Annotated in this window: 14 protein-coding genes; 6 read left to right on the top strand and 8 right to left on the bottom strand. The window is 70.1% G+C overall.

Annotated features, from left to right (window positions below; genetic code table 11):
• Positions 1-32: 32 nt before the first annotated feature.
• Positions 33-581 carry an acyl-CoA thioesterase gene (locus ACFVV1_RS06225; protein ID WP_389985265.1) on the top strand — a complete coding sequence of 183 codons (549 nt, stop codon included), beginning with the start codon at positions 33-35 and terminating at the stop codon, positions 579-581.
• Between the two features lie 121 nt (positions 582-702).
• Here the strand turns inward: ACFVV1_RS06225 and ACFVV1_RS06220 are convergent, their stop codons facing one another.
• Positions 703-2,067 carry an LCP family protein gene (locus tag ACFVV1_RS06220; protein WP_389985262.1) on the bottom strand — a complete coding sequence of 455 codons (1,365 nt, stop codon included), beginning with the start codon at positions 2,065-2,067 and terminating at the stop codon, positions 703-705.
• Positions 2,068-2,344: 277 nt separating this feature from the next.
• Here ACFVV1_RS06220 and ACFVV1_RS06215 point away from each other — a divergent pair, with 277 nt between their 5' ends.
• Positions 2,345-3,358 (top strand): glycosyltransferase family 2 protein, encoded by a 1,014-nt coding sequence (locus ACFVV1_RS06215; RefSeq protein ID WP_389985259.1) that lies wholly within the window; start codon positions 2,345-2,347, stop codon positions 3,356-3,358.
• Positions 3,359-3,428: 70 nt separating this feature from the next.
• Here ACFVV1_RS06215 and ACFVV1_RS06210 read toward each other — a convergent pair whose 3' ends face one another.
• The 4 genes from ACFVV1_RS06210 to ACFVV1_RS06195 form a co-directional block, all read right to left on the bottom strand.
• A complete protein-coding gene (locus ACFVV1_RS06210) occupies positions 3,429-5,108 on the bottom strand; it encodes an LCP family protein (protein ID WP_389985256.1) in 1,680 nt (559 codons plus the stop codon).
• Between the two features lie 49 nt (positions 5,109-5,157).
• Positions 5,158-6,969: an LCP family protein gene (locus ACFVV1_RS06205; RefSeq protein WP_389985253.1), complete on the bottom strand. Its 1,812-nt coding sequence runs from the start codon at positions 6,967-6,969 to the stop codon at positions 5,158-5,160.
• 223 nt (positions 6,970-7,192) lie between these two features.
• Complete coding sequence (locus ACFVV1_RS06200; RefSeq protein ID WP_389985250.1) at positions 7,193-8,452, bottom strand: LCP family protein; 1,260 nt, start codon at positions 8,450-8,452, stop codon at positions 7,193-7,195.
• Positions 8,453-8,633: 181 nt separating this feature from the next.
• Positions 8,634-9,386 carry a TIGR03089 family protein gene (locus ACFVV1_RS06195; RefSeq protein WP_389985247.1) on the bottom strand — a complete coding sequence of 251 codons (753 nt, stop codon included), beginning with the start codon at positions 9,384-9,386 and terminating at the stop codon, positions 8,634-8,636.
• Between the two features lie 138 nt (positions 9,387-9,524).
• On the opposite strand from ACFVV1_RS06195, the gene ACFVV1_RS06190 reads away from it, so the two are divergent.
• The 3 genes from ACFVV1_RS06190 (at position 9,525) to ACFVV1_RS06180 (ending at position 13,297) form a co-directional block, all read left to right on the top strand.
• A complete protein-coding gene (locus tag ACFVV1_RS06190) occupies positions 9,525-10,985 on the top strand; it encodes an N-acetylmuramoyl-L-alanine amidase (RefSeq protein ID WP_389985244.1) in 1,461 nt (486 codons plus the stop codon).
• A 79-nt stretch (positions 10,986-11,064) separates the two neighbouring features.
• Positions 11,065-12,156: a sugar phosphate nucleotidyltransferase gene (locus tag ACFVV1_RS06185; RefSeq protein WP_389985241.1), complete on the top strand. Its 1,092-nt coding sequence runs from the start codon at positions 11,065-11,067 to the stop codon at positions 12,154-12,156.
• 142 nt (positions 12,157-12,298) lie between these two features.
• On the top strand, positions 12,299-13,297 hold the full coding sequence (locus ACFVV1_RS06180) for a DNA-3-methyladenine glycosylase family protein (RefSeq protein ID WP_389985238.1): 999 nt from the start codon (positions 12,299-12,301) through the stop codon (positions 13,295-13,297).
• Positions 13,298-13,321: 24 nt separating this feature from the next.
• Here ACFVV1_RS06180 and ACFVV1_RS06175 read toward each other — a convergent pair whose 3' ends face one another.
• From ACFVV1_RS06175 to ACFVV1_RS06165, 3 genes are read right to left on the bottom strand one after another with little or no spacing between them, the layout of a single operon-like run.
• Positions 13,322-14,644 (bottom strand): coenzyme F420-0:L-glutamate ligase, encoded by a 1,323-nt coding sequence (locus ACFVV1_RS06175; RefSeq protein WP_389985235.1) that lies wholly within the window; start codon positions 14,642-14,644, stop codon positions 13,322-13,324.
• Positions 14,641-15,597, bottom strand: coding sequence for a 2-phospho-L-lactate transferase (cofD, locus tag ACFVV1_RS06170; RefSeq protein ID WP_389985228.1), 957 nt, complete (start codon positions 15,595-15,597; stop codon positions 14,641-14,643). The genes ACFVV1_RS06175 and cofD overlap by 4 nt, the downstream gene beginning before the upstream one ends.
• A 13-nt stretch (positions 15,598-15,610) precedes the next feature.
• The gene (locus ACFVV1_RS06165; RefSeq protein WP_389985225.1) at positions 15,611-16,150 is read right to left on the bottom strand and encodes a cupin domain-containing protein; all 540 of its coding nucleotides are present in this window, start codon (positions 16,148-16,150) and stop codon (positions 15,611-15,613) included.
• Positions 16,151-16,869: 719 nt separating this feature from the next.
• Between ACFVV1_RS06165 and ACFVV1_RS06160 the strand changes: the two genes are divergently transcribed.
• The gene (locus tag ACFVV1_RS06160; protein ID WP_030927001.1) at positions 16,870-17,133 is read left to right on the top strand and encodes a WhiB family transcriptional regulator; all 264 of its coding nucleotides are present in this window, start codon (positions 16,870-16,872) and stop codon (positions 17,131-17,133) included.
• Positions 17,134-17,373 lie beyond the last annotated feature (240 nt).

Genomic DNA, 17,373 nt, shown 5'->3' with positions numbered 1-17,373 from the left:
CCGTCCGGAAGCCCCCGCATAAGGTGGACGGTATGACAGATCAGGCCCCGCGCCCGGAGGGCGACATTCCGGGCAAGTCGACCGCTGCTTCCCGGACCACCCTCAGCCACATCATGACCGGCAGCGACACCAATCTGCTGGGCACGGTGCACGGCGGCGTGATCATGAAGCTGGTCGACGACGCGGCGGGCGCCGTGGCCGGCCGGCACTCCGGCGGACCCGCGGTGACGGCCTCGATGGACGAGATGGTCTTCCTGGAGCCGGTCCGCGTGGGTGACCTCGTTCACGTCCGCGCCCAGGTGAACTGGACCGGCCGCTCATCGATGGAGGTCGGCGTCCGCGTCATGGCCGAGCGGTGGAACGAATCCACCCCCGCCCAGCAGGTCGGCAGCGCGTACCTGGTGTTCGCCGCGGTCGACGCGGACGGCAAGCCGCGCCGCGTACCGCCGGTGATCCCGGAGACGGAGCGCGACAAGCGGCGCTACCAGGAGGCGCAGATCCGGCGCACCCACCGCCTCGCCCGACGCCGCGCGATCAAGGAACTGCGCGAGAAGCGCGTGGCGGACGGCATCGACGCCTAGGGTCTTCCGTTTGGATCAGGCCGGATCATGCCGGGACACGCGAGTCCGGCATGAGCCGAACGAGAGGCCTTGGGAAACCCGGACACACTGCCGGGCCGGATCGAGCCGAATTCGCCCGCGGTCACGGGCAGGCCACCTGGTCGCCCGTGACCGCGTCGAATTCGCCCCGGCTCGTCTCCTTGCCCCGCACCCGCCGCACCTTCTCGAAGTCCGCGCCCGCCGTCACCTTCATCATGGGGCCCTGCCCCCGCACCGCGCGCAGCCCGGCCCCGGGCAACGCGCCCGCCAGGGACTTCGCGGACCGGTCCCAGCGGGGGTCGTACGTGATCAGCGTGTGCGCGAGATTGCGCGGCTCCCCGTTCAGCGGGGCGCGCGTGGTGTCGAAACCGGTGGCGTGCAGTCCGTCGTCGACCGTCTTGCCGAGGCCGTCCTTCGGGGTCCCGTTGTAGACCTGGACCCGGATCTGCTGCGGGGCGACATCGACCTGCACGGCCTTCGGCCCGCTGGGCCGCTCCGGGGAGAGCCGCCTGTCGTCGCGCAGCGCCTGGAAGAGCTTCTTCGACTTCGCCTCGTCCCACTTGACCGTGGAACCGATGCCCTTGACCGGGTACGCGACGTTCCCCAGCGGCACGGAGGTGAACTCGGACGAGGCGGGGGAGAAGCCGCGCATCGCCTGGCCGAGCTCCAGCATCTGCTCCGTACCGAATCCCTTGTCGGCCCGGACCGAGCTCAGCATCGTCGAGGCGACGTCCCGGAACTTCACCGGGTTCAGCAGCACACCGCTGCCGGTCGCCTGCTGGATCAGTGCGGCGAGGAACTTCTGCTGGCGCTGCATCCGGCCCAGGTCGGCGGCCCCGTCGACGTGCCGGGAGCGTACGTACTGGAGCGCCTGCCCGCCGTTCAGCTCATGGGTACCCGCGGCGAGGTCGAGACCGGTGTACGAGTCCTTCAGCGGCCCGGTCGCGCAGATCTGCACCCCGCCCAGGGTGTCCACCGTCTTCATGAAGCTGGTGAAGTCGACCTCCAGGTAGTGGTCGATCTTGATGCCCGTCAGGTGCTCGACGGTCCGCACGGTCAGACCGGGCCCGCCCTCGGCATACGCGGCGTTCAGCTTCAGCGCGTGGACGGCGTGCGTCTCGCCGGTGTTGCGGTCCTTGTACTCGGGGACCTCGGCGTAGCTGTCGCGGGGCAGCGAGACGATGCTCGCGCGCTCCTTGTCCGCCGACAGATGCACCAGCACGACCGTGTCGGTGCAGTTGCACGGCGTACCGCCCAGCCGGTACTTCGCCTTCTCCTGCGGGGTGATCCGGTCGCGGCCGTCGGTGCCCACCAGCAGCAGATTCATGCCAGAACCGCCCCGGGGGCGGTTCTTCATGTCCTTGAACGGGTCGACCCGGTTGATCCCGGTCTCCAGGCTGGTCACCACCGCGTGGCCGATCCCGCCGGCCCCGAGCACCAGCACGGAGATACCGGTCACCACACGCATGCCCCAGCGGGGCCGTTCGTCCTGCCTTCTGGACCTGCGCTGCGGCGGAACTGCGCGGGAGCGCGGCGAACGGGGGGAGGGGTGCGGCCTGGGCACGGGGGGAACCTCCGCGGTGCAAAGGGGACCGTTCGCACAGTAGGCCCATACGATCTGCACTCCGGGACGCGACCCGGTGGCGCGCGCCGGGGTCCCCCATTCGCGGTAACGTGGCGGCCGAATATCGACGCCTGGTGGGGTGCGAACCCCTGGCGCCCCCGAGGACCACCCGAGGACCACCATGTCTGCCGCGCAGCACTCCGCCGTCTCCGTGATCATGCCGGTGCTCAATGAGGAACGCCATCTCAGGAACTCCGTCCAGCACATCCTGGAGCAGGAGTACGCAGGTGAGATGGAGGTGGTGATCGCGCTGGGCCCCTCCACGGACCGTACGGACGAGATCGCCGCGGAGCTGGTGCGCGAGGACCCCCGGGTGCACACCGTCCCGAACCCGACCGGCCGCACCCCCGCAGCGCTCAACGCCGCGATCAAGGCCTCCCGCCACCCCATAGTCGTGCGGGTCGACGGCCACGGCATGCTCTCGCCCGACTACATCGCGACGGCCGTCCGCCTCCTGGAGGAGACGGGCGCGCAAAACGTCGGCGGCATCATGCACGCCGAGGGCGAGAACGCCTGGGAGGACGCCGTGGCCGCGGCCATGACGTCGAAGATCGGCGTCGGTAACGCGGCCTTCCACACCGGCGGCCAGGCGGGTCCGGCGGAGACCGTGTATCTCGGTGTCTTCCGCCGTGAGGCACTGGAGAAGGCGGACGGCTACAACGTGGAGTTCATCCGCGCCCAGGACTGGGAGCTGAACTTCCGCATCCGCGAGGCGGGCGGTCTGATCTGGTTCTCGCCCGAGCTGAAGGTGCAGTACCGGCCGCGGCCCTCGGTCAGGGCGCTCGCCATGCAGTACAAGGACTACGGCCGCTGGCGGCACGTCGTCGCCCGCTACCACTCCGGCTCGATCAACCTGCGCTACCTGGCGCCGCCGACCGCCGTCTGCGCGATCGCGGCGGGCATCGTGGCCGGTGCGGCCGTCACCCCGTGGGCGTTCGTCGTCCCCGCCGGGTACGTCGCGGCGATCGTCGCCGGGTCCCTCCCGGCGGGCAAGGGCCTGTCGCTGAGGGCGCGGGCGCAGATCCCGGTGGCCCTCGCGACGATGCACATGTCATGGGGGTACGGCTTCCTGACCAGCCCGCGCTCGCTGGCGAAGAAGGTCATCGCCAGCCGGCGCCCGGCCGTCACCGTATAGCCGCCGACACGGTGTGGGGGCCTTCCGATGCGTCGGAAGGCCCCCACCGTGCGTTGTGCCCGGTCCTGCGCTACCAGCCGAAGCCCGGCTGGATGTCCATGCAGGCCCCCTCGTCGTCGCCGTTCAGGGCGCGGGCGCTCTCCGGAGTCTTCTCCGCGGCGCTCGGCGCGGAGTAGTCCCCGTCCTCGCGCCAGTCGGCACCCACGGTCAGCGTGATGCCGGAGACCGCGGTCGACTTCTTCACCGCCGTCAGCGGAATTCCGAGCGCCTTGGCCACGGCCTGGGCATTGCCCTCCATGTCCACGCTGGGGAAGAGCACCCCGGTCCGTGCCGCCGCGTCGGTGTTCTGCGTGTCGACCGCGGTCTGGGTGAAGCCCTTCCCGGCGAGCAGTCCCTTGACCGTCGAGGCGCGGCCCTTGACCGGGTACTCGGTGTCGGTGCGGGTTCCGTTGCGGACGCTGACCGGGATCTCGGCGGCGGGTGCCGTGGGCTTCTTGGCGACCGGGGCCTTGCGCTTGGACGCCTTGCCGTCGAGCGGGACGTCGTCGCGGACCATCTGGAACAGCTGATCGGCGTCGACGGGCTTCGGGAGGACTCGTTCCCGGTTCACGCCCGTCCCGTAGACGTTCGGCATCGTCGTCATCGTGATGCGCTCGGTGGGGGCCTTCTTGAGCTCTTCCGCGAGGTCGTACAGCTTCTTGACACTGCCGAGGCCCTTGTCGCCCTTGTCGACCGTCAGCGCGTTCGTCGCCGCATCGGCGAGCCCCATCAGCTTGCCCGGGTCGGTGAGCTTGGTGCCCTTGCGCAGCTCACGGACCATCGAGTTCATGTACATGTGCTGGGCGTGGGTGCGGCCGAGGTCGGTGCCGTCCTCGAAGCCGTAGCGGGTCCGCAGCCACTGGAGGGCCTGCTTGCCCTTGATCTTGGTGGTGCCCTCCTCCAGCTTCAGCCCCGAGCCCTTGCCCTCGCGCGTGTGGGAGTAGACATTGCCCTTGACGCAGACCGGGACGCCGCCGATCGCGTCGGCCATCGAGACCACACCGGCGAAGTCGATCATCATGAAGTGGTCGATGGTGATGCCGGTGAGCTCGTACCAGGCGGCCACGGTGCATCCGGGACCGCCGCGGCCGAGCGTCTCGTTGGTCATCGCCAGGCCGGTGGTCGCGGGGTAGACGTGCTTCGTCTTCGGGTCGGTGCACTTCGGGATCTTCAGCAGTGTGTCGCGCGGCATGCTGATCACCGACATGTTGCTGCGGTCGGCGGAGAGATGGAGCAGCATCTGCACATCGGCCAGCGGCGGCGCCCCGAAGGTGTTCTTGGCCCCGCCGAGCTTCTGGTTCTCCTTGGAGTCCCGCGCGTCCGAGCCGATGAGCAGGATGTTCAGCGGGGTCTGACCGGCGGCATTGGCTTTGTGTTCGGCCATCTGCTTGTCGCCGATGTTCAGGTCCTCTTTCTTGAGGTTCCCGTTGAGGTGCTCGATATAGAGGTATCCGGCGACGGCGCCGCCGATTATGACGAGCGAGAGGACCGAGGCGACCCAGCGCAGCACGCGGCGCTTGCCCTTCTTGCCGTGCCGCTTGGGGCCGCCGCGCCGATGGCCGCTGTCCGCCGGGGCGGACCGTCCGCCGGACGCGCCGGAGTCCGGCCCCTTCTCCGGGGCGTCCTCGTAGAGCGCGTCGTCCCAGCCGAGTTGGCCGGCGTGCCGGACGCGTGGTCGCGTCCCCTCCCCGGGCGTACTGCTCCGTCCCACCAGGACCCCCCTGTTGCTCAGACTCGTGGTTTGGCGCAGTGACCCGGTGTCACTTGGCGCACTCTGCCTTGTCGGCGTTTGCCTGCTGAATGCCGTCCGGCACCTTTGCCGGTCCCGCTATGGGGATGCCCGCTCCCTTGAAGTCGGCGCCCAGGGTCAGCACCATCGCCTGGAGCCCTTCGGCGTCCGTGGTGCCCTGCTTCAGGGCCGAGCCGGGCAGGCCCATCATCGCGGCCAGCGCACGGGCCTGGTCCGCCTGGTTCGGTGCGTACTCCAGCGTCGTCTTGTCGGTCTTCGCCGGGGCGTTGGCCTTGTTCGTGGACTTGAGCACGCCCTGCTCGGTCTGCAGCCAGGTGACGGTCTTCTGGGCGCCACCGTCGACCTTGCCGCCGTTGTACACATCGACACGTACGTCGGCCGCGGCGGCCTTGGAGCCCTTGAGGAGCGCGTCCTGCTTGCTCTTCGCGGCCTTCTTCTGCGCCTTCACCTCGGTGAGCGAGGTGTCCTCGCGCATCATCGCGAACAGCGGGTCGGCCTTGGCCGTGTTCAGCACGACGGTGGCACGGACCTTCTCGGCCGGGTTGTCCAGCACCGGCACCGTCGTAAAGGTGATGTTCTTGGTGTTGACCTTGCCGAGTTCCTGGGCCAGCGAGGCCAGCTTCTTCGGCGAACCGATGCCGGTGTCCACGGTCAGCGCGCTGGTCGCCGCGTCCGCCAGCTTGTACAGCTTGGTCGGGCTGGTCAGGGTGGCGTCCGACTGCATCTGCCGCATCATCGAGGCGAGGAACTGCTGCTGGACCTTGATCCGGTCCAGGTCGCTCTCGTTGCCGAAGCTGTGCCGGGTCCGTACGAACGCCAGGGCGTCCTCGCCCTGGATCTTGTGCTCACCCTCCGGCAGGTCCAGGTGCGAGTCCTTGTCCTTGACCGGCTTGGCCAGACAGATCTTGACTCCGCCGACCGCGGTGGACAGCTCCTTCACCGCGTTGAAGTCGACCATCATGAAGTGGTCGGGCTTCAGGCCGGTGATCTCCTCGACCGTACGCATGGTGCAGCCCGGGTCGCGGCCGTCCTGGCCGAGGCTGACGTTGAAGCGGACGTTCTGTGTCCCCGGAATGACCTTTTCCGAGCCGTCCGGCTGCTTGGTGGTGCAGTCCGGGATGTTGGTGATCATGTCGCGGGGGATGCTGAGCGCCGTCGCGTTGGTGCGGTCCTGGGAGACGTGGAAGAGGATGTTGGTGTCGGCGTGGCCCACACTCCCCTTGTCGCCGTATCCCTCGTTGCCCTTACCGGTGCGCTTGTCGGTCCCGATGATCAATATGTTGACCGGGGCGTTGGCGTCGACGACGTTCTTGTTGCCGGCGCTGCCGACGTCGACGGTGCTCAGGTTGCCGTTGAAGTGCTGGTAGAGCGCGTATCCGCCCACCGACAGGCCGACCAGTACGAAGGCCATCGTGCCGCCCGTCCACAGCAGCGCCTTCTTGCGGCGCGCCTTGGGGGCCTTGCGGCTGCGGCGGCCCGCCGTATCGCCGCGGCCGGAACCCTCCTGACCGCGCGGGGCATTGGCCGAACGGCGCCCGCGCTGCCCCGGCACCTCGCGGCGCGGACCGGACCCCTGCCCGTCGCGTCGGGACTGCCCCCGGCGCTCGCCACTGCCGTCACGGGACGTGTTTCTGCGCCCGCCGTCGCCGTCGCGGCCCGGCTCTCTGCGACGCGGGATGCGTGGTCCCGGCGCCTGGGAAGCACCGGCCGAATCCCCTCCGGAATTATTCAGTCGCAGTTCGTAATCACCGGTATGCGGATTGAGAACCCACTGGTCTGCGGGGTCGATATCGTCCGACCGCCCACGGCTTTGCGCATCCACGGTTGCTTGAGTCCTCCGTCGGTGCCACGCGAGGCGCCTCCCCCGATCAGGCGCTCGATCTTTCGCTCCGGAAGTGCGCGGCCTGGCGGCCGGAAGCACCGGATCGCGTCACACTATCGGCCCAGTTCGGCGTCGAGCGACGAGCGTGACAAATTCCACGGTCCTTACAACTGGTCATTCTGCTCATTACACGCCGATCACCGGCTTCTGCTTGGGAATTGCTTTACTGCTTACACAGGTCCGCCGCCGCGTTGTTGCCCGAATAGGTCGGTGTGGGACTCGGGTCCGCGGCGCCCGGTGTGCCGGCCGGGGCATTGTTCTTCCCGTTGTTCTTCCCGTTGTCATCTGCGCCGCCCTTGCCGTCCTTGAGCCGGTCCGCAGGGACGACGGCGACCGGGGCGTCCTCACGCAGCCGCTTGAAGAGCCGGTCCGCGTCGGGCTGTACGAGTTCGTCCCGGTTCGGGTCGGCGGTGTACGGCTGCCGGGGCACGGTCAGGAACTGCACCTTGTCGGTCGGTACGTCGCGCAGACCGCGCACCAGCTCGTACAGGTCCTTGAGGGTGTCCAGACCCGGGTCCGTGGTCAGCGCCTTGGTGGCCGCGTCCAGCACCGGGTAGAGACGGGTCGGGTTGAGCAGCACGCCGTTGCTCTGCACCTTGTTGACCAGCGCGCCCAGGAACTGCTGCTGGCGGTCCATCCGTTCGGTGTCGCTGCCGTTGCCGATGGACTTGCGGGCCCGTACGTACCCCAGCGCCTGCTCGCCGTCGAGCTTCTGGCGTCCGGCGGGGAGCTTCAGATGGGCGTCGGGGTCGTCGACCGGCTTCTTGAGACAGACCTCGACACCGTGCACGGCGTCGACCATGTCCTTGAAGCCGTTGAAGTCGACGACCATCTGGTGGTCGATCCGGACGCCGGTCAGCTTCTCGACCGTACGGACCGTGCAGGCGGTGCCACCGAACTCGAAGGCCCAGTTGAACTGGGCGAATTGCTTCTTCGTGGCCTTGCCGTCCGCTGTGTGGCAGACCGGGATCTGCACCATCAGATCGCGCGGCAGGGACATCGCGGTGACGCTCTTGCGGTCCGCGGCGAGGTGCAGCAGGATCGTGGTGTCGGAGCGCTGGCTGCCGCCGTCATCACGCCCGTACTCGCGGTTGTCACCCGCCCGGCTGTCGGAGCCGATGAGCAGGATGTTCTCCGCGTTGTGCACCACGGTGGCGGGCCGCTCCCGCTCGTACGCCTTGAGTTCGGCCGCCGCGGACGTGTCGGTCCTGATGTTGCCGTCGAGCTTCCGGTACAGCCACCAGCCGCCGCCCGCCGCGACCAGGACGACGAGCGAGACGCCGAGCGCGGTCCAGCGAAGCCAGTGGTGCCTGTGTCCGGTGAGGGGCTCCGGGCCGGCGCCGGAGGCGTCCCCGGCCTGCGACGTGCCCTGGCCCGCAGCCGAGTCGTCGGAGTCGTCCGGCGGTCCGGCGCTTTCGCTCACGTCTGCGTCCATCCTTCACGTTCGGCGGCGCGTTGGGCCGCCGGTCGCAGGAGTAGACGGCTGAACCTCACGCTTGGTTGTGTCCCGAGTGGTCTGTACCGCCGATGATGTACCGGAGTTGATGCGCAGCCCCGAGGACTCGGCCCGCTGTGGGCCGGACGAGTGATCCTCAGGGCGCTTGTCATACCGTGCTGTTGGTGACCCGTTCACTCTCGACGCGCTTGGCGAGACCGCCCTCGTCCAGCTGTCCCAGGTGCCGGCACAGGACCACGGAAGCCCCGGCGGCCAGCGGCGCGAACAGCCCCGCGCTCAGGCCGTCCCAGGTGTCGTACGTACGCCCTGTCAGCAGCCGCGACCCGGCGGTCAGGCCGAGGGCGGCCGCATCCTCGCGGGCCCGCGCCACCAGTTGCGCCGCGGTCAGCTCGCCGCCGCCCACCGCCAGTGCGGGAGCGTCCGGGTCCACCGGGGCGAACGGGGCGAACCGGTCGCCCTGGCTCGGCACCTCGACCGCGTAGTCCGCGAAACCCTCGGGCGTCTGCGGGAACCTGCCGCCCAGCGGGCGCAGCGCCAGGGCGACCCGCTCGCCGCGGCAGGCGCGCGCGGCCTCCAGTGTGTCCGGGCCGCTGACAACGAGGTCGGCGCCGGCCGGGTCGCCCTGCACATCGGCGATCACGCCGACCGAGGAACAGGCGAGCAGCCACACCGCGGACTGCCAGTGCGCGGGCAGCAGAAGGGCGAGCCGGTCACCGGGTTCCGCGGCGAGGTCGCCCTGGAGGAGGTTGGCGGTCTTGGCCACCCAATTGGCGAAGGTGGCCACCGACAGTTCGACGCGCTCTCCGGTGGCGTCGTCGTAGAAAGTGACCAAGGGGCGGGCCGGGTCCGTGGCGAGCGCGGAACGCAGCAGGTCGGCGGGGGTGCGGTCGGTGGCGTTCATCCGCGCAAGGGTACGCGGCGGGCCCGGGCCGGGTGGGGTGGACGGGCGCCTGGGTACACCGGTTGGACAGACGGGCCGTCAATGGCACGGAGATATCCGGGTGGCCGGAGTTGTCGATATATGAACAGGATCATTCGTATGCGTGCCTTCATTGCATCCTCGATCGGTGTCACCTGCGCGGCGGTTCTCGTACTGCCGTCGGCCGTGCCCGCGGGCGCCGCCGCCGACACCTCCACCGCCCCTGCCGAGTCCGCCGAGCCCTCCTCCGGTGCTGCTGATCCCACCGGGTCCACCGAGCCCTCCGACGTGCCGGGCTCGACGCAGTCCCTGCCGATGTCGCCCCTGCCGGAAGCGTCCGGCCGGGCCACCGACGAACCCTCCCGGACCGCCGAGGCTGCCGAACAGGGGCTGCTCGAGCGCGAGGTCCGACCGTTCTCCCTGGTCGGCGTCGTCTGGAACGACGCCGACACCGAACTCCGCGGCACCGTCCAGGTCCGTACCCGCGCCATCGGCACCACCCGCTGGTCGGACTGGCAGGACCTGGAGACGCACAACGCCGAGCACGGCGCCGACCCCGGGACCGCCGAGCGCGAATCCGGCACCGTCCGCGGCTCCACCGCCCCGCTCTGGGTCGGTGAATCGGACGGTGTCGCGGTCCGCGTACGCCCGGAGACCTCCGACCCGCAGGACCGGACCTCCCCCGCCGTACCGCTGCCCGCCGGCCTGCGCCTCGAACTCGTCGACCCCGGAAAGGACCCGCAGCAACCTCCCGCAGCGGGCGCCGAGGCAGACGCCGGGAAAACCGGGAAGACCGGGAACACCGGCGACACCGGGGACAGCGGATACACCGGAGACGCGCGGGGCACCGCCGACATCTCCGAGGCCGACGGGCACACCGCCCCACTCGAACCGAGCGTGCTCCCCGCCCTGAGCAAGCAGGAGACCGAGGCGCTCGGCGAGGCGGAGGCCGGACTCGCGCCCGGCGCCCAGCCGTACATCGGACCCCGCCCGCGCATCATCACCCGCACGGGCTGGGGTGCCGACGAAAAGATCCGGCAGGGCGCCTTCGTGTACACCAAGAGCGTCAAGGCCGCGTTCATCCACCACAGCGCCACGGGCAACAACTACACGTGCTCCCAGGCGCCCTCGGTCCTGCGCGGCATCTACCGCTACCACGTCCAGAGCAGCGGCTGGCGCGACATCGGCTACAACTTCGCCGTCGACACGTGCGGAAACATCTACGAAGGGCGGGCGGGAGGCGTGACGAAGGCCGTCCTCGGAGCACACACGCTCGGCTTCAACACCAACAGCATGGGCATCGCCGTCCTCGGCACCTTCACCAGCTCGAACCCGCCCGCCGCCGCGGTGAACGCCGTCGCGAAGCTCACCGCCTGGAAGCTCGGCCTGTTCGGTGCCGACCCGCGGGGCAAGGTCACGCTCGTCTCCGGCGGCGGGAACAAGTTCAAGAAGGGGACGAAGGCCGAACTCAACGTCATCTCCGGCCACCGGGACGGCTTCGCAACCGAATGCCCCGGAGCGCGTCTCTACAAGAAGCTCGGCTCGGCCCGGACCACCTCGGCCCAGCTGCAGGGCCGCTGACCGGGGACGGCCGCACCGGTCTGCATACACTGGCCAGCCGAAACCAGGCCAGGCCCCACCAGGAAGCAGAGTCAGCGCTGTGACAGAGGCAAGAGAAGCGATCCTCCTGGTCGGCGGCAAGGGAACCAGACTGCGCCCGCTCACGGTGCACACCCCGAAGCCCATGGTTCCGGCAGCGGGCGTCCCGTTCCTCACCCACCAACTGGCGCGCGCCCGGGCCGCCGGGGTCGAGCACATCGTGCTCGCGACGTCGTATCTGGCAGAGGTCTTCGAACCGTACTTCGGGGACGGTTCGTCGCTCGGTCTCCACATCGAGTACGTCACCGAACGCGAACCGCTCGGCACCGGCGGCGCGATCCGCAACGTCGCGTCCCGGCTCACCGCGGGCCCCGACGAACCGGTGCTCGTCTTCAACGGTGACATCCTCACCGGCCTCGACATCCGGGCGCTGGCCGCCTCGCACGCCACTTCCGGAGCGGATGTCTCCCTCCACCTCACCCGGGTGGAGGACCCGCGTGCCTTCGGTCTCGTACCGACGGACGGCACCGGCAGGGTCACCGCGTTCCTGGAGAAGCCCGAGACGCCCGAGGAGATCGTCACCGACCAGATCAACGCGGGGGCGTACATCTTCCGCCGGTCGGTCATCGACACCATCCCGGCCGGCCGCCCGGTCTCCGTCGAGCGCGAGACCTTCCCCGGACTGCTCGCCTCCGGCGCACACCTCCAGGGCATGGTCGACTCCACGTACTGGCTGGACCTCGGTACCCCGCAGGCCTTCGTACGCGGCTCCGCCGATCTGGTCCTGGGCCGCGCCCCCTCCCCGGCCGTCCCCGGCCGGTGCGGCGACCGGCTCGTCCTGCCGACGGCCTCGGTCGCCGCCGACGCCAAACTCAGCGGCGGTACGGTCATCGGCAAGGGCGCCCTGATCGGCGAGGGCGCCCGGATCGACGGCTCCGCGGTACTGGACGGCGCGGTCGTCGAACCGGGAGCCGTGATCACGGACTCGCTGGTCGGAGCCGGTGCCAGGATCGGCAGGCGTACGGTGATCGAGGGCGCGGTCGTCGGGGACGGGGCACAGGTCGGCGCCGACAACGAACTGCGCGCCGGCGTCCGTGTCTGGTGCGGGGCGATCCTGCCGGACGCGTCGGTGCGCTTCTCGTCCGACGAGTAGGACGAACAACCCGGGCACCCGCCACAGCTCTTCCCGTCCGACGAGTGGAACGAACAGCCTCGCGGACAGCCCGACGAACACCCGGGGCACCCGCCACTGCGCTTACCCTCGACAGGCACCCCCGACGACCGAGGACCTCACCGTGGCAGGACGATTCGCACCCCGCAGCGCCCCTCGCGCGGCCGTCCCGCACCAGGCGGCGGCTCCGGCGACGGACGCGCTGACCCGCGACTGGACCCCGCCCGGCCCGCTCGACCTGCGCCTGGTCCTCGGCCCGCTGCGCCGCGGCCCCGCCGACCCCACCTTCCGGATGACCCGGGACGGCACGGTCTGGCGGGCCGGCCGCACACCCGCGGGCCCCGGAACCCTCCGCCTCACGGCCCGGGGCGGCCGGATCGAGGCGGCGGCCTGGGGACCGGGCGCACCCTGGCTGCTGGACCAACTGCCGACGCTGCTCGGCGCGACGGACGACCCGGACGCCTTCCGCCCGCGCCACCGGCTGCTCGCCCTGACCCGGCACAGCCGCCCCGGCCTGCGCCTGCTGCGCACCGGCCTGGTCATGGAGTCCCTGATCCCGTCGATCCTCGAACAGAAGGTCACCACGGACGAGGCCTACCGCGCCTGGCGTCACCTGGTCCGCACCCACGGCACCCCGGCACCCGGCCCCGCGGACGATGCCGCGTTCACCGCCCTCGGCCTGCACGTCATGCCGGACGCCCGCACCTGGTCGCTGATCCCGTCCTGGGAGTGGCACCGCGCAGGCGTCGACGCCAAGCGCTCGGCCACGATCCTGCGCGCGGTACGGGTGGCCCGCCGACTGGAGGAGGCGGCCGCCATGGAGCTCCCGGAGGCGATGGCCCGGCTGGAACTGATCCCCGGCATCGGCCCCTGGACCTCGGCCGAGACCCTCCAGCGCTCGAACGGCGCGGCGGACGCGGTCACGGTCGGCGATCTCCATCTCCCCGGCATCGTCGGCCACGCCCTGGCAGGCAACAGAAACGCCGACGACGAGGAAATGCTGGCCCTCCTCACCCCCTACGAGGGCCAACGCCACCGGGCGACCCGCCTCATCCTGCTCTCGGGCCACACCCCACCCCGCCGAGCCCCACGCATGACCAGAGGCGACATCGCCCGCCTGTAGCGGGGAGGCACCCCCGCCCCCACCTCACCGCACCGCGACGAACTCCTCCGCACCCCGCACGGCCCGCGCCGCGGGCGCCACCGCCGGATGCCCCACCGCAACCGCCCCCAACGGGTCCCACGACTCCGGCAGTTCCAGCACCTCCCGCACCACATCGCGGCAGAACATCGTCGACGACACCCACGCCGAGCCGAGCCGCTCGCCCGCCAGCGCCACCAGGAAGTTCTGGATGCCGGCCCCCGCGGCGACCACGAACATCTCGCGCTCCGCCGTGTCCCGCCGCTCGTCCCCGTACGTGTGGGAGCCGTCCATCACCAGGCACGGCACCACCAGATACGGCGCCCGGCGCAGTACATCGCCCCGCCGTACCCGCTTCGCGATCGACTCCTCGCCGCGGCCGTCCCGGCGCAGATCCGTGATCCACGCATCCCGCATCGCGTCGAGCAGCCGGGTCCGCGCCCCCTCGGACTCCAGGAGCACGAAGCGCCACGGCGTCGTGTGATGCGGCGCCGGTGCCGTCACCGCCGCGGCCACGGCCCGCCGCACCGCTTCCGGGTCCACCGGGTCGTGGGTGAACTCGCGCACGGTACGCCGCAGGGTCACCGCCTCCCGTACCGCCTCGGACGTACCGAGCCGGAACATGTCATCGGCAGCGACCCGCACCATCGCCCGGGCCCCGCCCGCGGCATCCGTCGGGTCCACGACATGGCCGAGCCCCCGCACCACCGCGACCGGCAGCCCCGAAGCCTTGCCCTTGACCAGATCACCGGCCGAGGCCAGCTCATCGGCGGTGGCGACCACGGTCGCGCTCAGCGGATTGCCGTACGCATCCGTACCGCCCCGCAGATCGTCCAGCACCAGGACCCCGGCCGCCCCGATCGCGACATCGGTCAGCCCGTTGCGCCACGGCCGCCCGAAGGTGTCCGTGACGACGACTCCGACCTCGACGCCGAGGGTGTCCCGCAGCCCGTCCCGGATGGCGCGCGCCGAGGCGTCCGGATCCTCGGGCAGCAACAGCACCGTTCCGGCAGGGGTGTTCGAGGCGTCGACCCCGGCCGCGGCCATGACGAGACCCTGCCGGTTCTCGACGATCCGCAGCGTGCCCCGCCGCGCCACCACCCGTACCGTCTCGGCGTCGATGGCCGCCTCCCGGTCGGTGGCCTCGACGATCCGGCCCTCCGCCTTGGAGACGATCTTCGACGTGACCAGCAGGACGTCACCGTCGACGAGTCCCGGTTCGGTGGCGGCGATCAGCTTCGCCAGATCGTCCCCGGCCCGCACTTCGGGCATGCCGGGCAGCGCCCGGACCCGGTACGAGGGCACCTCACCGGAGGCCTCGGCGCTCACGCCTGTACCTCCTCGGCCAGTGCCAACGCCTGCCGGGCCATCTCCGCCGTCGCGTCGGCATCGGTCATCATCAGCGGCACGGATCGGCACCGGATGCCCGCGGCCTCCACCTCGCCGACCGCCCCGGCGTCCACCGTGTCGACGAGCCACCCGTCGAGCAGCCCGGAGCCGTAGTGCCGGGCCACGGCCGATGCCGTCGACTCGACGCCCACGGCGGCGAGCACCTTGTCCGCCATCCCGCGCACGGGCGCGTCCCCGACGATGGGGGAGAGGCCGACGACCGGCACCCCGGCCTCGGCGATCGCCTCCCGGATCCCGGGCACGGCAAGGATCGTCCCCACCGACACGACGGGGTTGGACGGCGGGAAGAGGATGACATCGGCCTCGGCGATGGCCTCCAGCACGCCCGGCGCCGGCTTGGCCTGCTCGGCGCCGACCGGCACGACCGCCTGTGCCTCGACCGAGGCACGCAGCTTCACCCAGTACTCCTGGAAGTGGATCGCTCTGCGCTCGCCGTCCATGTCGACCGCGACATGGGTCTCGATCCGGTCGTCGGACATCGGCAGCAGCCGGACCCCCGGCTTCCAACGCGCGCACAGCGCCTCCGTGACGGCGCTCAGCGGATAGCCCGCGCCCAGCATCTGCGTACGGACGATGTGCGTCGCGAAGTCGCGGTCGCCGAGTCCGAACCACTCGGGCCCCACGCCGTACGCCGCGAGCTCCTCCTTGACGTGGAAGCTCTCGTCCGTACGCCCCCAGCCCTGCTCCTCGTCGATGCCACCGCCGAGGGTGTACATCACGGTGTCGAGGTCGGGGCAGACCTTCAGCCCGAACAGATGGATGTCGTCACCGGTATTGCCGATCACCGTGATGTCCGCGTCGGGCGCGGCCTGCTTGAGGCCACGCAGAAAACGAGCACCACCGATACCGCCGGCCAGAACCACAATGCGCATGCACAGCAGTTTGTCAGGCGGGTACGACATCCACGGTCGCCGGGGCGCATTGCGCCGCGTGCATCGGCATCTCGGTCAGACCCGGGTAGTAGATGTGCAGACTGACGGCCGGTTCGATGGAGTCGTTGACCACTTCGTGCACATAGCCGGGTGCGAAGACGCGCTGCGCGCCGGGGGCCAGTGCCCGCGTGCCGCGTTCGGTGTGCTCGGTCAACCGGCCGTCCAGGACGGTCAGTACGCCGGAGGACGGGCCGTGGCCGTGGCGCCCGCTGCCCTGGCCGGGCACCCAGCTGAGCAGCCACACCTCGTAACCGAGTGGGGTCTGCCCTGCTCGAGCGGAGCCGAGAGCGTGGGGAACTGCGCGCAGCCGGTGGTACCAGCGGCTGGTGGTGTCGTACCGGACGAGCGGCGCCCACTGCGCGCGGTCGGCGGCGATGGTGCGGGCGAGCCCGACGAACTCGGCCACGGTGGAAGGGTGCTCGCGGGCCGGCTGGAGGAGGTGCTGGACCTCAAGGATGTCGCCGGCGATCTGAAGGTCGCTGTCGCTGTTCATGGAAGCGGTGGTTCCTCGGCATGGGGGGTGCATGTGCGGGGTGTCGCGGAGACCTGAGAGCCACGGAAACGCGGAGAGAAAACTCTGCGGAGTCGCTCAGCGAAGAAGCTCTGCGCAAGAGGAGCTGGAAGCCGGACCGGACCGGACCGGAGCCGGTGCCCTACGGCGTCAACAGCTACGACAGCTGGAACAGCAACAGCGGGTCTGGACAGCAGTACGGAACCCACGGACGTGGGTGGCGTACATCGCTGCGGTCGCTGGCATGCAGTCAAGGAGACCGGCTCGACTCGCCACTGTCAACCCAATGCCCGATTTGGGGGTAATGTTTCACCTCATCCGGTTACTGAAGACGGAGAAAGGTTTGTGCGGTCATCGCGGCGGAGATGTGGCGCATCAACCGTGTCCGCAAACGTCGTTGGGGTCTTGTGACCCGACTGTGATCTTGATCGCTTCGGTGATCGAATCGAAACATGACGGTGGCCCCGGTCGTCTCACTGAGTGAGAGAAGGGGATGCGGTGAGGCCGATGGCATATGTCAGGTTTTTGGTGATATGCACACTTTCCGCATACCCTTGGTTCCGCAGAGTGAATACCGGGGCCAATAGCAGATCTTCGCTTGACTGGCCTGGAGCTACACACTTGTAATTTCACTCGTGTCGTTCGGCCGCAATCAGTAACGGCTGCATCACGGGGACGCAAGAGACAGACGAGGGGCGCACATGACCGAGCTGTTCCAGCAACTGCTGGTCGAGGACGCGGACGAGGAACTCGGCTGGCAGGAGCGCGCACTGTGCGCGCAGACCGATCCCGAGTCCTTCTTCCCCGAGAAGGGCGGATCCACCCGCGAGGCAAAGAAGGTCTGTCTCGCCTGTGAAGTCCGGTCCGAATGCCTTGAGTACGCCCTTTCCAATGATGAACGGTTCGGAATCTGGGGCGGCCTCTCGGAACGTGAACGACGCCGCTTGAAGAAGGCCGCTGTCTGACAGCGGACCGCCGCGGCGAGGGACCGCCGCGGCAACCGGCGCCGCCGAGCGCTGCGACACACAGAACACCGCGCACCGGATCACCACGACCCGAGCACGACCCGAGCACCTACTGCGCACCGGACCGAGACCGACCATGGCCCGTCGCCCGCATCCTGCCCGCAGGCGACGGGCCATCGCCATGTCCACCGCCGCTCCGCCCCCGCCCCGTCGCAGCCCTCGTTCAACCGCTCGGCGCCG

Source organism: Streptomyces sp. NPDC058092 (genome assembly GCF_042884935.1).
Classification (GTDB): Bacteria; Actinomycetota; Actinomycetes; order Streptomycetales; family Streptomycetaceae; genus Streptomyces.
The sequence above is the reverse complement of the archived record's forward strand: the minus strand, read 5'-3'. Positions and strand labels throughout refer to the sequence as shown.

What these genes read in the sequence shown, in the direction of transcription:
- ACFVV1_RS06190 (WP_389985244.1), top strand. Translation starts at nt 9,525, where the DNA reads ATGCGTGCCTTCATTGCATCCTCGATCGGTGTCACCTGCGCGGCGGTT.
- ACFVV1_RS06165 (WP_389985225.1), bottom strand. Translation starts at nt 16,150, where the DNA reads ATGAACAGCGACAGCGACCTTCAGATCGCCGGCGACATCCTTGAGGTC.
- cofD (WP_389985228.1), bottom strand. Translation starts at nt 15,597, where the DNA reads ATGCGCATTGTGGTTCTGGCCGGCGGTATCGGTGGTGCTCGTTTTCTG.
- ACFVV1_RS06195 (WP_389985247.1), bottom strand. Translation starts at nt 9,386, where the DNA reads ATGAACGCCACCGACCGCACCCCCGCCGACCTGCTGCGTTCCGCGCTC.
- ACFVV1_RS06220 (WP_389985262.1), bottom strand. Translation starts at nt 2,067, where the DNA reads ATGCGTGTGGTGACCGGTATCTCCGTGCTGGTGCTCGGGGCCGGCGGG.
- ACFVV1_RS06215 (WP_389985259.1), top strand. Translation starts at nt 2,345, where the DNA reads ATGTCTGCCGCGCAGCACTCCGCCGTCTCCGTGATCATGCCGGTGCTC.
- ACFVV1_RS06225 (WP_389985265.1), top strand. Translation starts at nt 33, where the DNA reads ATGACAGATCAGGCCCCGCGCCCGGAGGGCGACATTCCGGGCAAGTCG.
- ACFVV1_RS06160 (WP_030927001.1), top strand. Translation starts at nt 16,870, where the DNA reads ATGACCGAGCTGTTCCAGCAACTGCTGGTCGAGGACGCGGACGAGGAA.